The sequence below is a fragment of the Gracilibacillus halophilus YIM-C55.5 genome (genome assembly GCF_000359605.1).
GTDB classification, from domain to species: domain Bacteria; phylum Bacillota; class Bacilli; order Bacillales; family Amphibacillaceae; genus Gracilibacillus; species Gracilibacillus halophilus.
In genome coordinates, this window is record NZ_APML01000008.1 from 1 (window position 1) to 14,177 (window position 14,177).

A 14,177-nucleotide genomic window follows, 5' to 3' on the forward strand; every position below is an offset into this window, starting at 1 on the left:
AATAAATTGCTGAAAGTTGAGAATAAATTGCTGAAAAGAGGCTTTCCTTTGACCAAAGGAAAGCCTCCTCTTTTTAATATTTTATTAAAAACGTCTTACCCATCACCAAAGAATGAGGACAATTCAGTATAACGCTTATCTAAGCCTTCAGCGACCGCTTCATGAACAATTTTTCCTCTATACGTATTCATTCCTCTGGCAAAAACTTTATCTTTCTTGATCAATTCTTGCAATCCTTGATTAGCCAATTTTAATACATATGGAGCGGTGACATTTGTGAGTGCATAAGTCGCTGTTGTTGATACTGCGCCAGGAATGTTAGCAACCGCATAATGATTCACGCCATGTTTTACATAAACCGGTTCTTCGTGTGTCGTAATTCGATCAATCGTTTCAATCGATCCACCTTGATCTACGGCAACATCGACGACCACTGATCCATCTTCCATTGTTTTTACCATTTCTTCAGTCACTAATTTCGGTGCCTTCGCGCCAGGAATTAAGACAGCGCCAATTAACAGATCTGCTTTTTCAACTTCCTGTGCAATATTAAATTCATTCGATGCGATCGTCCTAATTTTCCCGGGAAATAAATCTTCGAGTTCACGCAATCGTTCAATATTAATATCTAGTATTGTCACATTCGCCCCTAAACCAATCGCCATTTTTGCAGCGTTCGTTCCTACAATACCGCCACCGATAATCACGACATTGGCAGGTTCTACACCAGGTACTCCGCTCGCTAACACGCCTTTTCCACCATGTATTTTTTCAAGAAAACGCAAGCCTGCTTGGACTGACATTCTTCCTGCAATTTCACTCATCGGTGTTAATAACGGTAATGTGTCATTTTCTTTCTGTATGGTTTCATAAGCAATTCCTATCGTCTGATTCTCGATTAGTGCTTCAGCGACCTCAGGCTCTGCTGCTAAATGTAAATAGGTGAAAATCATTTGATCTTTACGGAAAAATTGAAATTCTTGTGGCTGTGGCTCTTTCACTTTCACAATTAATTCTTGCGCCCAAATTTCCTCTGCTGTATGAACGATCACCGCACCTGCTTTCTTGTAATCTTCATCGGAAATATTACTACCTACACCCGCTCCTGATTCTATATAAACATCATGCCCTGCCTGACTCAACATCATAACCCCAGCAGGTGTGATCGCCACCCGATTTTCATTGCGTTTGATCTCCATCGGCACCCCTATTTTCATCGTTTACACCTTCTTTCTCTTTCATAGTATCGTATGAATGCCTCTTACTATTCGTTTTCCCTTTTTATGTAGGATTTACACTGACATTTCATTTCGAAAGAGCTTCCTTTGACATTTCATAATCATGTAAAATGTGTGATAAAATGAGAGGAATGAGTTGGTATGCTTTGACGAACAAGGAGGTTAATGATGAGAAAGCAGGCAAATTTATGGTCATTTTATTTCATCCTAGTTTGTTTGGGACTGGCAAGCTATAAGTTATATTCAAATTTAAATAATACTTGGTTAGTGGCTCCGCCAAATTACATATTATTACTACTCAGTGTAACAACTCTTATTTTAAGTATAACTGGCCTTCAAGATAGACAAAAAATGAGGGACAAATTAAGAGGCTGGTTAACAATTCTATTATCTTCTCTTACATGTATTGGAATTATGCTTGTTTTATCATTTACTTCTATGTTTTCAATTGGCACAGAAGAATATATTAAAACCGTAAATTCTCCTAATAACAGTCATACGATTGATTTCTACCATTTTGATGCAGGAGCAGCTGGTTCTTTTGGCATAAGAGGAGAACGAAAAGGTCCACTATGGTTTAAAAAGCGAATGTATTATGAAGAAAATGTCGAACAAGTAGAAGTCGAGTGGCTAGGTAATGATCGAATCGTCATCAATGACCATCATCTAAATCTAAGCGAACATGACACATACGGATATCGAAAATAATGAACGCATGCATAATGTTATTTATCGTATCGTTTTGTTAAACATTCGGTTGCTGTTGATATTCTATACCAAACATACATCTGTCTTATAAAAAGACAAAGTACACCGAGTTATTTCAGCTAAGACGGAACCTATTGACACTTTCTTATAGAAGCTATACAATAATTACTGAATTTTGAACGAGGGGCATTAGCTCAGTCGGGAGAGCGCTTGTCTGGCAGACAGGAGGTCAGCGGTTCGAGCCCGCTATGCTCCATATGATCAATTGCCTACCCCTTTATGGGGATAGGCAATTTTTTTTATAAACACACATTACTAGTGACTCTTAGTTATTTGTATTACGAGCTGATGATTTGGCCTTTCCTCTTCTTTGCTCATCAGGTCTTTTACCTTCACCATTACGTTTATACTTTGGTGCTTTTGAATCTTTTGTCATATTTATTCCTCCCATTGATAAGTTAGTTTTAACCTCACCAGATACAAAATAATTATGTACATGCTGTTATCTCAGTTTTATCATGCACTGTTTTTTTAAAAAAAGCCTGCTAAAAGCATTCACTTTTAACAGGCTTTGACATAATTTATTATTGTGATGCGTCTTGGTTTAAATCACCTCTACCGGATTCCGTTCCTTGGTTAAATCGGTCTTGAGGTTGTGACGCTGCATTACCTCTATTCGTTGCTTGTGCTGATTGTGGATCAGCCACTTGAGCACTACCATCTTTACCGACAGCAGCTGCTTCTGGTGTGAAACCAGCTGCGGCTGCACCATTTTTCCCAACAACAGCTACATCAGCAAAGTCACCAGCTGCAACACCTTTTTTACCAATTGCTACTTCTCTATCGGTATCATTGACAATATTTATGCCGGGAAAACAATCATTGTGTTTGTGGTTCTTTCGATTATGATCATGTCTGTTACTCATGATATCACCCCCTTTCAAGTATAAAAGTAATATTCTTAACAGGAGTGAAAAAATTAGGTTCAAATCAAATAAATCATGGGTTAGAAATTTTGGTTCGCTTCTTGATCCAAGTCACCTTTGCCCGATTCGGTTCCTTGATTAAAACGATCTTGTGGTTCAGAAGCTGCATTACCTCTGTTCGTCGCTTGTGCTGATTGTGGATCAGCCACTTGAGCACTACCATCTTTACCAACTGCGGCCGACTCTGGATTTTGACCAGCGCTGGAAGAACCATCTTTTCCAACCATGCCGATATTTGTATCTTGACCAGCGCCGACACCTTTTTTACCGACTGCCACCTCACGTTGCGTGTCATTAATTAAATTAATTTCTGGATTTACTTCAACATTAATAGATAATTTGTCTAGCTTTTTCTCAATTTTTTTATCAATCATATGATCCAAGTCTTTGATTGAATCACAGGGATCTTTTTTTCTTTTATCCTTCTTTTTATCTCTACAACCCTTTGAGCCACTCGTGTTCCAATAAGAACAACAACGCTTCTTTTTCTTACGATGTTTTTTCTTTCTGCAGGAACTCATGCACTTTCCCTCCTTTCTTACTACTACATCTTATGGGATTTCATGGATTTGGTAAGCGTGTTTGTCCTATGGTGAAAACATATTTTTTGAACAACCTGTAAGTATCGGCATCCTATAAAAATGCAGAACGTCTTTCGTACATTTTCCTGGAAATCACGATCAACCGTTCGAAGATTTCCGAGTGATTTCAAAATTACAAGGAAATGTGCTTGCATACATAACGAGATTTCCTGATAATTACCGTATTACTGGGAAATCCGTTCAATCCTATATAAAGATTTCCAGGTAAATATGAAATCACTGGGAAATCTAATGCAATATAGATAAAGTTTTTCCAGTAGTTAAAAAAAAAAGCATACCTTTTATTAGATATGCTCGTGAAACGATTCTCTTTCGATCGGTAGGGTACAACAACGAAAAGAGCCACCTGATTTAATGATTTCCGAAAAGTCCACTTCAATGACATGATAGCCACGATCTTGCAATGCTGCATTTACCTTTTGATTTTTGGGTAGTGATATAATTTTATTTTCACCAATGGAAAACACATTCGTGCCAAGGGTGAATTGCTCATCATCGGACACTTCAATGAGTTCGTAACGTGATTGGAGTTTTTCCAATTCTTTCTCTCCAAAAGCGTCAGGATAGATTAATCCTTCCTTCTCGCTCACCAGATTAAATGCACAGTCTAAATGCAAAATATCTTCACGAAGCGGAATCGGTATGACCGTTTTTTGAGGTAGTAGATGTTGTAATTGATCGACCGCTTCATATGTCGTTCGGGTACTGATCCCGATCCAGATGATGTCACCAGCTACGATAACATCGCCACCTTCAATCGATGGAGTATTTATAGGATGATGTGACCAATCATATTGTTGCAGCAAATTCTCTAAAATCGAGACTTCTGGTTTACGTAGCTTTTTCCCCATTTTCGCTGTATAGATTTGATCATCAATAGTTACACCAATATCACGAGTAAATACTTGTTCATTCAATGTTTCATCAGCAGGTAACTCAATCACTTCAACACCCTGTTGTCGTAATGTATCTGAAAACGCACGATGCTCTTTCATCGCGATTTCGACATCAATATTTTCATCTTTATAGTATCTTTGCGTTTGATTAATGACTTGTTTAATCTTCATATATGTTGGCGGACAGACAATGACTCGTTTCAGTTTGGCAAATTCGTTTTTTTGATGGATCAATTCATTACACCACCTTACATTGTCATCAATATTTATTTACTGTCATCTTTTTCGTGTACATGCATAAGATAAACCAATCATCCAAGTACTGGTGGCTAGAATAACCACAGCCACTGGTACTTTTTCTTTACTTTACTGGTACTTTTTCTTTACTTTAAAGGAATTTCCACCTTTTCTTCGATCCAGTGCGGATACGTATTTAATGTAATATCAACCACCTCTTCGTCTACACGAAGCGCTTTTTGAAAAATTTGCTTTCCATCATTGATCTTTACTGCTGGTGATTGCCCACCGCATCCTTTAATCGGTTTCCATCTACGTCATAGACTTCACCAAACGGAATGGATTGATACGTTTCTAATGGGTCCATCGATAAACTGATCCAACCACTACTATACTCTATCTTATCAAACACTTGATACGGATCGTGCAGAATTTTTTCATCTTCTAAATCCAGTCGTATATAATCTTTCCCTTTTTTTACGGCTTGTAATCGAGAAAACGTTTGATGCTATGAAATTAATATTTTATGCTAAAAATTTGATTAAAAAACTCCAACCGAGATGTGCTCGGCTGGAGTTCGGATGTTTATTATGCCTTTTGTACAACAATATCGTCTGCTTCAAAGTCAATCGTTACTTTCGTTACATCTTCCTCTTCTAGCACAACGTCTGTAATTGCATCCTCAACTTTTTCTTGGATGACACGACGTAATGGACGTGCGCCATAACGAGGATCATATCCTTTCTCCGCAAGGAATTTCTTCACGTCATCAGAAACGTTGATCTCAAGACCAGCTTCTTCAAGCTGTTCCGAAACTTCTGCGATCATTAAGTCAACGATTTGTAATAGATCGTCTTGTGCTAGTTCATTGAATGGAATAATCGCATCAAAACGGTTCAAGAACTCTGGTTTGAAATAATCACTTAAATTTTCTAACGTTGACACAGCTTCATTGTTATCACTGTTAAAGCCAACGGTAATATTTTTTACACCCGTTCCTGCGTTACTTGTCATAATAATGACCGTATCTTTAAAGCTGACCGTGCGACCTTGACTGTCAGTAAGCTGACCATCCTCCATAATTTGTAGGAACATATTTTGTACGTCTGGATGTGCTTTTTCGATCTCGTCTAACAGCAAGATACTATATGGATTACGACGTACTTTTTCGGTTAGTTGACCAGCTTCATCATGTCCAACATATCCAGGTGGAGAACCGATAATTTTAGAGACTGCGTGTTTTTCCATATATTCACTCATGTCAAGGCGAATCATCGACTCTCTTGAACCGAATAGTTCCTCAGCAAGAGCTTTTGTTAGTTCGGTTTTACCCACCCCAGTTGGTCCGACAAATAGGAAGGAACCAATTGGACGTTGCTTTGACTTCAAGCCAGCACGACTACGGCGCACCGCTTTAGCTACTTTATCAACAGCCACTTGTTGTCCGATAACTTTTTCTGAAAGATTTTGAGATAGATATTTCATCTTATTTTGTTCATCGGCTTGCAGTTTACGCACTGGAATGCCTGTCTTCTCTTCGATAATTAACTGAATATCTTCAACAGCGACATCTGCTTTTGGTTCTTCACTCGTTTCTTCGAGCTTTTTCTCTAATTTAATTTCTTGATGACGTAATTTCGCTGCACGCTCATAATCTTCTTGCTCTGCTGCTTCCATTTTCTCTTGTCCAATTTCATCAAGACGTTTTTGTAATGAATCTTTGTCAGAATCAGCTTGTTGTAAATTTAAACGTGAGCCAGATTCATCGATCAAATCAATCGCCTTATCTGGTAGGTAACGATCTTGAATATATCGCTTGGACAATGTAACTGCAGCGCGAACCACTTCATCAGAATAGTTGACGTTGTGATAATTTTCATAACGTTCTTTTAAACCTTGTAAAATTTCTTCTGCCTCGTCTACAGTCGGTTCTTCTACCATAATTGGTTGAAGACGACGTTCGAGGGCTGCGTCTTTCTCAATTTTACGGTATTCTTTCAGCGTTGTTGCACCGATGAGTTGTAATTCACCACGTGCTAAGGCTGGTTTTAAGATGTTACCTGCATCCATTTCAGAACCTTCAGCTGTTCCGGCTCCGACGATCTGATGAATTTCATCGACAAATAGGATGACATTTTGACGTTCTTGAAGTTCTGATACAAGCTTTTTCATCCGTTCTTCAAATTGACCACGCATGCTTGTATTCGCAACTAATGACGCGACATCTAAAATATAGATTTCTTTATTTAACAATTTCGCTGGTACGTTACCTTCAGCGATTTTTAGTGCTAGTCCCTCAGCAATCGCTGTTTTACCAACACCAGGTTCACCGATTAAGACTGGATTGTTTTTATTTCTTCGGTTTAACGTTTCGATCACACGTTTTACTTCTTGATCACGTCCGACAACTGGATCAATTAGCCCTGCTCTAGCTCCATCTGTTAGGTTATGACCTAATTCATCGAGCAAGCCATCTCCTTTTTTCCCTTTTGCCGTTTGTGTATTTGTATTCTTTGATCCTGAACCATTTTGACCATTTGCAAAGAAATCATTAAATCCTTGGTTGCCAAACATACTTGAAGGATTGGCTGCTTGATTTTTTATCTCTTGAAAGCATGTTTCGCAGACATGTAACTCTTTCGTTTGATGATTAAATTGAAGGCTTACGTTTATTGTTGCTGGATGAATGCCACAATGTTGACATTGCATAGTTCATACCTCCTTCTACTTCTGAATGATCAAAGCTGACTTTGACTAACTTTGACCTTCATTTCACTTCCTATTATAATTTGACCTTTTTTGACTTTCAACCCTTATGCTCAAAAAATTTTTCTCTCTAGTTATTTTATTTACACCTACGCCTTTAGCTTAAACATATATTTTTTGCTGTATTTGAAAGTTCGGAAAATAAGTTAAGTGAGTTTTTGAAGGATGAATGAAGCGTATATGATATGAGGATGAAATCAATATGTCTATTTACACAACCGTTTCCCATGGAATAAGTATAAGCACAATGGATATTAATGCAATCCATACTATCTCTCTGATCATAACTAACGTCCCCCCTCTTCCTTTACCTTGCATCCATCGTAACATAATAAAGGACAATGACCTTATTTTTGTCAAGAAAACTTACAAAGAATTTACATTCCGCATCGCTTTCCACATTTTCAGAACTATGGTATGATAAACCTACCATCTAAAAAGGAGTTGTTGACCAAGATGACAAACATCCGCCTACTGATAAATAAGAAAACGATGACAATGAAAGCACAGCGCCTAACTCTGCACAAACAGGCCAAGATTGTAGAAGCAATCGATGAAGGACAACAACTTTATACGATCCTATTTTATAAAAATGAATTTATCCAGGCTAAGAAAACAACCGCGATTAAACAAGACAGTTTTCTTCGTCAAGCCTATCAGCAAGGAACAACCTATGATACCAACCATCCGCTCGTATCCGCCCTTCTCTCCGAAGATAAAACATATCGCGTCATTTCATCCAATCAATTATTTGAAAAATTAAAAGGTAAATACACACCGATTGAAATGTTGTACGTATTGTCAATGCTTGATAATTTTCTTTCACACGAAAAAATTCAAAAACTGGCTAAGACAGTTTTTTATCAACAACGTCGCAATGGTCAAGTGAAAAAAGCCTTCCGTACATTAATTAATTATCTACAAATCCGTCCGAACGACCGCTTTGCTAAGGATATGCTCCATCACATCGATTTCCAACGTTACAAAGAAACCTATGAACAAAAGGACACATTAATGGCAAACTGGACAGATCCGCTTTATATTGAAGCGACGAATTATCGCTATGACCAACCATTGGCTGTATTAAAAACGTTAGCCAATTATTTTCAGCAGAACGAAAGAACCTTTGACGAACTTGCGATACGATATGGCATGATTCGCAACTATTCACTTCAGGATGAATCCTCTGAATTGGAACGGATATCCCAGTTGATTGCATCTCTGCTTAATGAGGAGCAACAATGTCAGCTATGGCTTACTTTACTCGATGATGTCACAGAACCTTCATATATTATTAATCACATTGCTGACTGTAACGGTGAACAGTACTTGTTACCTTATTTTCTTGATCGTAAGACTTCCCCTCAATCGCTTGATCATCAACTCATTGAAACGGCTATACGCAAAACTGATGCAAAAACTCTCCTTGACCTTCAAGATCAGTTATGGTCAACCATCCATGACACATATCGGGATCAATCATCACAACTTGAATCAATCTTTAAACTATTGATCCAAAAATTACTTCCATATGTCACACCGAATCAACTCATGCAAGAGATCGGAGCATACGAGTTGCCAATTGTTCAGCGACTTACACATATGCAAGAACTCGAAGACAATCCAGATAAGCAATTCCAGCTCGGCATGATTTACTTTGAGCTGGAACTATATGATGCAGCCATATCTTGTTTTGAATGGGAAATGGAATTATCACCAACGGACTCACAACCACTACAATATTTGCATAAAGCTCATCTGGCTAAAGGAGATTCAAAAACAGCAGAGAATTATAAACAATTATTGATCAATCTACAATCACGAGCCGCTTCTTCTTAAGAAAATGGGAAACCTATTGTTCTTCTATGCTGCGCCATAAGGTGATGGCGGCAAATGAGCGATATGGTTTCCAATGCTTGCTTCTCTCAAGAATTTCATCCACTTTCGGCTTACGGTCTCTATCTAGATAATATTTCACTGCATTTTGGATTCCGATATCAGCTTGAGGGAACAAATCACGCCGTCCTAAGGCGAACATCAACCAATTCTGTGCGGTCCAGGCACCGATACCTCTAATTTTTTGTAGTCGTGTCATGACCTCATCATCCGATTGATGTTGAAGTGCTTCTAAATCAAGTTTTTCATCGACAATTAATTGAGCGGTATCAATCACATACTCTGCTTTTCTCTGACTAAATTGCAAATCTCGCAACGTCTGATAAGGAATGGAAGCCACCGTTTCAGGTGTCGGGTAAAACCAAACATCATGGTAGTATTCACCAAAATTTTTCACAAAGCGATTCGTTAAGACTTGAGCAAACGACATATTGAGTTGCTGATGAATAATTGTCTTCATTAAGCTCCCAAATAAATCGAACTCTCGAATAACTGGTGTCGAAGGATACAACTGAAATAAATGAGCTAAATCGGTTTGCTGGAAGAATTGATCAATTATCGCTAGATCTGTATCCAATCCAAATATATCGGATATCTGGTGTAAAATATCTTTTTTCCGTTGATCATTCTCACTTGCAATCATAAAACGAGGGGCTTGTCTCGTACCTTCTGCTCTCACGTCGACAATTATTTTTTCACCATCTAATCGAAGCGGGACATACAACTGGTGGTTCTCAGCATCAACAGCTTGTAATGAATCCATCTGAAGTCGACGAAATGCACTTGTGAAATCATAAGGAAATGGTAACGAAATCGTTTCTTGCCACATAAAAATTTTCACCTCTCTCTACTTTCTATTATGATATAATAGGCGCAAATAGACAAATAGGATAGGTGATCACTTATGCCAGCTCACTATTATGCCATTATTGATATCGGATCAAACACCATGCGGCTTGTCATTTATATGCGCGAACAAGGTGGTCGATTAAAAGAAATTGAAAATGTGAAAGCAGTTGCACGATTAAGAACCTATTTAGACGAAAACAATGAATTGACAGCACCTGGTATTGAGCAACTGATTAACACCTTAACTAGCTTTCAAGAAGTAATGAACACTTATTCTCTTCAAGACATTGTATGTGTAGCGACAGCAGCCATCCGTCAAGCGAACAATCAATCAACCATTCAGTCTGAAGTCGAAAAGCAAACCGGTTTACAAATGCGCATTTTGTCAGAACATGAAGAAGCGTTTTATGGCTATTTAGCTGTCGTGAATTCAACGAGTATTAAAGATGGCATCACCGTAGATATCGGTGGTGGTAGTACTGAAGTTACCTACTTTAAAAACCGAAAACTAATCGAATCTCATAGTTTTCCATTTGGTGCCTTAACATTAAAACAATTTTTCAAGAAAGATATACCGACAAAAGATGAATGGCACAAACTACATAACTATTTATTAGATCAATTCCATCAGCTTCCATGGCTCGTTAATCAAGAGATCCCATTAATAGCGATCGGTGGAAGTGCGCGTAATCTTGTCCAAATTGATCAAAACATGAAAAATTATCCACTAGCTGGACTACACCAATATCAAATGTATGATGCTGACATCCGTAGCGTCCAATATTATTTAACATCACTTAAACCTGAAAAACTACAAAAAGTGGAAGGTTTATCCAAAGACCGGGCCGATATTATTATTCCGGCAATCGAAGTATTTGAGACGTTATATCAAACCATTCATGCTGATCGATTTATCTTAAGTCGGAAAGGATTGCGTGATGGCGTATTTTATCAACAATTATCGAAAGAGATGGGTATTGATATCTTTCCAAACGTTTTAGAAGATAGCATTCAGGAGATGATTAATGATTATCAACTCAACACAAAACAAATCATTCATGTGCAATATTTAACGCGAACACTATTTACTTATTTTAAAGATCATGGACTGATCCATTTTACGAAAAACGATTGGGAACTCTTACAACGCGCCTGTTATTTATGTCACCTTGGCGAATATATTGATGCAGAATCGAGTGCCCAACACACATTTTATTTATTAGCAAACCGCACGATTGATGGTTTAATGCATAAAGAACGTTTAGAACTTGCATTGGTAGCTTCCTATAAAAATAAAACAACGTTCAAACAGTTTATGAAACCATACAAAGAATGGTTTCTCAAAAGTGAACGGAAAAAACTTCGCTATTTAGGCGCATTATTAAAATTTAGTTATAGTTTAGATGCAACGAAACGGCAAGTCGTTAAGGAGCTATTGATTGATCAAGGAGACGAATCGCTTTTGGTGACTGCAAAATGCCATAACGATGCATTACCTGAAGCCTATCAAGCTGAAAAACAGAAAAAACATCTCGAAAAAGTTCTAAAACAACCTTTAGACATTACATTCACTCAACATCCTTAAGACGCTGTTTCAGTTAGAAGCGATATGTATGATGGGGGAAAATTTAAGAAAATTTACAAAAAATTAATATTCAATTAACATATTTTACTTGTTTTTCTTGTATGGTAGAAACAGAAGGCTCTGTCTAACTACACATAAGATAAGGATGAGTGCTATGACAAATACAGAAATAAAACCAGATATTCGACAAGCACAATTTTATAATAACCGTGAACTCAGCTGGCTCTCCTTTAATCAACGAGTAATGGAAGAAGCTGAAGATCCTGATAACCCATTATTAGAGCGATTGCGTTTTCTCGCGATTTTCTCGTCTAATCTTGATGAGTTCTTCATGGTTCGAGTAGCTGGATTAAAGGATCAAGTCAAAGCTGGTTTTAATAAAAAAGATAATAAATCTGGACTCACGCCTAAAGGGCAGTTAAGGGAAATTTCACGTGAGAATCATGCACTCGTAGACAAACAATATGACTGGTATGACGAGTTAATGACTATGCTGACTAAACATCATGTACACGTGCATCGAATGGATCAGTTAACGCCTGCGCACTTGGACAAGTTAGAAACTTTCTTTGATGAACAAATTTATCCCGTATTAACTCCGATGGCCATAGACGCCTTTCACCCATTTCCAATGCTTCTCAATAAATCCTTGAATGTAGCAGTTCATCTTCAATCAAATTCGGCCCATGCACAATCACCTTTACAAACGGCGATCGTGCAGGTGCCATCTATATTAGAGCGTTGTGTGCGGATCGATCATACGAAACATGACTATGTACTATTAGAAGATATTATTTGCTTTTTCATCAACAAGTTATTTGCTGGATATCATGTCGAATCAGTCACTCCATTTCGCATTACAAGAAATGCTGATATGATGATTCATGAAGAAGGGGCAAGTGACTTATTAAAAGAAATTGAAAAGGAATTAAAAAAACGAAAATGGGGTGCCGCCGTCCGTTTGGAAGTAGATGCCAGACATGCAGATCCAACAATGATCGAATTTTTACTGCGTGTATTAGAGATCCATCGCAAAGACCTTTACTTAATTTATGGACCATTGGATCTAACGTTTTTAGATGATTTTTATGATGTATTAAAAGATGATTATGAAGATTTGATTTATCAAACGTTTATTCCACAGCCACCAAAAGATATAAAAGATGATGAATCGATTTTTGAAGCGGTGCGAAAACGAGATATTTTTCTCCATCATCCATATGAATCATTTGAACCGATTATTGACTTAATCCGAGAAGCCGCCAACGATCCATCGGTGTTAGCCATTAAACAAACATTATACCGTGTAAGTGGGGATTCACCGATTATCGAAGGGTTAAAACAAGCTGCTGAAAACGGGAAACAAGTCACTGTATTAGTTGAGTTAAAGGCACGATTTGATGAAGAGAATAACGTTCAATGGGCAAAGGAATTAGAAAAAGCCGGTTGCCACGTCATTTATGGAATGATTTCCTTAAAGACGCATAGCAAAATCACGTTAGTCGTGCGAAAAGACCAAGGTAAGGTGGAACGAATTGTTCATTTGGGCACAGGCAATTATAATGATCAAACCGCCAAACTTTATACTGATATGTCGTATTTAACGGTTAAACGAAAATTTGGAGTAGATGCCACGAATTTTTTCAATTATTTAAGTGGATTTACGCAAAAACCAACATTTCATCATTTATCTATGTCACCGCTAGATATTCGTGACGATATTCTACGGTATATTGATGAAGAAATCCGTTATCATCAGAAATATGGTAATGGGAAAATCATTGCTAAGATGAATGCTATTACGGATAAAGCCTTAATTGAAAAATTTTATCAAGCTTCCCAAGCTGGGGTGCAAGTTGACTTAATCGTGCGAGGCATTTGTTGCTTAAAACCTGGTATTGAAGGTGTCAGCGAAAATATCCATGTTCGCAGTATTGTAGGAAGATTTTTAGAACATAGTCGTATTTACTATTTTCATCACAATGCAGAAAAAAAGGTCTTTCTCTCATCTGCTGATTTAATGACAAGAAATATGGTAAAACGTGTTGAGCTTTTATTCCCGATTCATGATGGTAAAACGAAAAACAGACTGGAAGAGATTTTGAATTGGATGCTCGAAGATACAGCCAAAGCAAGAGTACAGCAAGAAGATGGCCGTTACGTTCATTTAAAATATCAAACTGCTGAGCCTCGTTTTAACAGTCAGCTAGCGTTATTTGACGATGCCTATCAAATCATTGAAGAAGACTAATCTTTTCTACTGCTTTTTCGAGCATGAGCTTTTGAATTATGAAATTATAATGTTTGATGGGAATATTGGGTTTAGGATACGAGGATTTCCCGGTAAATCGCATTATTACTGGGAAATCCTCGCTTCGTGCTCTCTAGATTTCCAGGTAAATCGCATATTACTG

11 protein-coding genes and 1 tRNA gene are annotated in these 14,177 nt (G+C 37.7%); 5 read left to right on the forward strand and 7 right to left on the reverse strand.

All coding sequences use genetic code 11. The features are described from left to right. Positions 1 to 95: 95 nt before the first annotated feature. On the reverse strand, positions 96 to 1,217 hold the full coding sequence (gene ald / locus J416_RS02340; protein ID WP_003463979.1) for an alanine dehydrogenase: 1,122 nt from the start codon (positions 1,215 to 1,217) through the stop codon (positions 96 to 98). A 189-nt stretch (positions 1,218 to 1,406) separates the two neighbouring features. Between ald and J416_RS02345 the strand changes: the two genes are divergently transcribed. Together J416_RS02345 and J416_RS02350 are read left to right on the forward strand one after the other, a co-directional pair. Continuing rightward, positions 1,407 to 1,946, forward strand: a complete 540-nt coding sequence (locus J416_RS02345) for a DUF5412 family protein (protein ID WP_003463982.1) — start codon at positions 1,407 to 1,409, stop codon at positions 1,944 to 1,946. Positions 1,947 to 2,129: 183 nt separating this feature from the next. Further along, positions 2,130 to 2,202, forward strand: a tRNA-Ala gene (locus J416_RS02350). Between the two features lie 328 nt (positions 2,203 to 2,530). Here J416_RS02350 and J416_RS02355 read toward each other — a convergent pair. The 5 genes from J416_RS02355 to J416_RS02370 all read right to left on the reverse strand — a co-directional run bounded on the left by J416_RS02355 (position 2,531) and on the right by J416_RS02370 (position 7,376). Beyond that, a complete protein-coding gene (locus J416_RS02355; RefSeq protein WP_003463984.1) occupies positions 2,531 to 2,872 on the reverse strand; it encodes a hypothetical protein in 342 nt (113 codons plus the stop codon). Positions 2,873 to 2,952: 80 nt separating this feature from the next. Then, positions 2,953 to 3,453, reverse strand: a complete 501-nt coding sequence (locus tag J416_RS02360; protein WP_003463986.1) for a hypothetical protein — start codon at positions 3,451 to 3,453, stop codon at positions 2,953 to 2,955. A gap of 365 nt (positions 3,454 to 3,818) precedes the next feature. Then, complete coding sequence (locus tag J416_RS02365) at positions 3,819 to 4,664, reverse strand: dimethylarginine dimethylaminohydrolase family protein (RefSeq protein ID WP_003463989.1); 846 nt, start codon at positions 4,662 to 4,664, stop codon at positions 3,819 to 3,821. A 271-nt stretch (positions 4,665 to 4,935) separates the two neighbouring features. Beyond that, on the reverse strand, positions 4,936 to 5,079 hold the full coding sequence (locus tag J416_RS15625; RefSeq protein WP_156809482.1) for a hypothetical protein: 144 nt from the start codon (positions 5,077 to 5,079) through the stop codon (positions 4,936 to 4,938). Positions 5,080 to 5,255: 176 nt separating this feature from the next. Beyond that, positions 5,256 to 7,376, reverse strand: coding sequence for an ATP-dependent Clp protease ATP-binding subunit (locus J416_RS02370; protein ID WP_003463994.1), 2,121 nt, complete (start codon positions 7,374 to 7,376; stop codon positions 5,256 to 5,258). A gap of 513 nt (positions 7,377 to 7,889) precedes the next feature. Here J416_RS02370 and J416_RS02375 point away from each other — a divergent pair. Then, on the forward strand, positions 7,890 to 9,272 hold the full coding sequence (locus J416_RS02375; RefSeq protein WP_003463997.1) for a tetratricopeptide repeat protein: 1,383 nt from the start codon (positions 7,890 to 7,892) through the stop codon (positions 9,270 to 9,272). A gap of 13 nt (positions 9,273 to 9,285) precedes the next feature. Here the strand turns inward: J416_RS02375 and J416_RS02380 are convergent, their stop codons facing one another. Further along, positions 9,286 to 10,158, reverse strand: coding sequence for a DNA-3-methyladenine glycosylase family protein (locus tag J416_RS02380; protein WP_003464000.1), 873 nt, complete (start codon positions 10,156 to 10,158; stop codon positions 9,286 to 9,288). Positions 10,159 to 10,233: 75 nt separating this feature from the next. Between J416_RS02380 and ppx the strand changes: the two genes are divergently transcribed. Together ppx and J416_RS02390 are read left to right on the forward strand one after the other, a co-directional pair. After that, entirely contained in the window at positions 10,234 to 11,763 is a 1,530-nt protein-coding gene (ppx, locus tag J416_RS02385; protein ID WP_003464003.1) for an exopolyphosphatase, read from the forward strand. A 154-nt stretch (positions 11,764 to 11,917) separates the two neighbouring features. After that, on the forward strand, positions 11,918 to 14,014 hold the full coding sequence (locus J416_RS02390) for an RNA degradosome polyphosphate kinase (protein ID WP_003464006.1): 2,097 nt from the start codon (positions 11,918 to 11,920) through the stop codon (positions 14,012 to 14,014). Positions 14,015 to 14,177 lie beyond the last annotated feature (163 nt).

Coding starts and splice junctions, on each gene's coding strand:
- ald (WP_003463979.1), bottom strand. CDS start 1,217: ATGAAAATAGGGGTGCCGATGGAGATCAAACGCAATGAAAATCGGGTG.
- J416_RS02345 (WP_003463982.1), top strand. CDS start 1,407: ATGAGAAAGCAGGCAAATTTATGGTCATTTTATTTCATCCTAGTTTGT.
- J416_RS02355 (WP_003463984.1), bottom strand. CDS start 2,872: ATGAGTAACAGACATGATCATAATCGAAAGAACCACAAACACAATGAT.
- J416_RS02360 (WP_003463986.1), bottom strand. CDS start 3,453: ATGAGTTCCTGCAGAAAGAAAAAACATCGTAAGAAAAAGAAGCGTTGT.
- J416_RS02370 (WP_003463994.1), bottom strand. CDS start 7,376: ATGCAATGTCAACATTGTGGCATTCATCCAGCAACAATAAACGTAAGC.
- J416_RS02375 (WP_003463997.1), top strand. CDS start 7,890: ATGACAAACATCCGCCTACTGATAAATAAGAAAACGATGACAATGAAA.
- J416_RS02380 (WP_003464000.1), bottom strand. CDS start 10,158: ATGTGGCAAGAAACGATTTCGTTACCATTTCCTTATGATTTCACAAGT.
- ppx (WP_003464003.1), top strand. CDS start 10,234: ATGCCAGCTCACTATTATGCCATTATTGATATCGGATCAAACACCATG.
- J416_RS02390 (WP_003464006.1), top strand. CDS start 11,918: ATGACAAATACAGAAATAAAACCAGATATTCGACAAGCACAATTTTAT.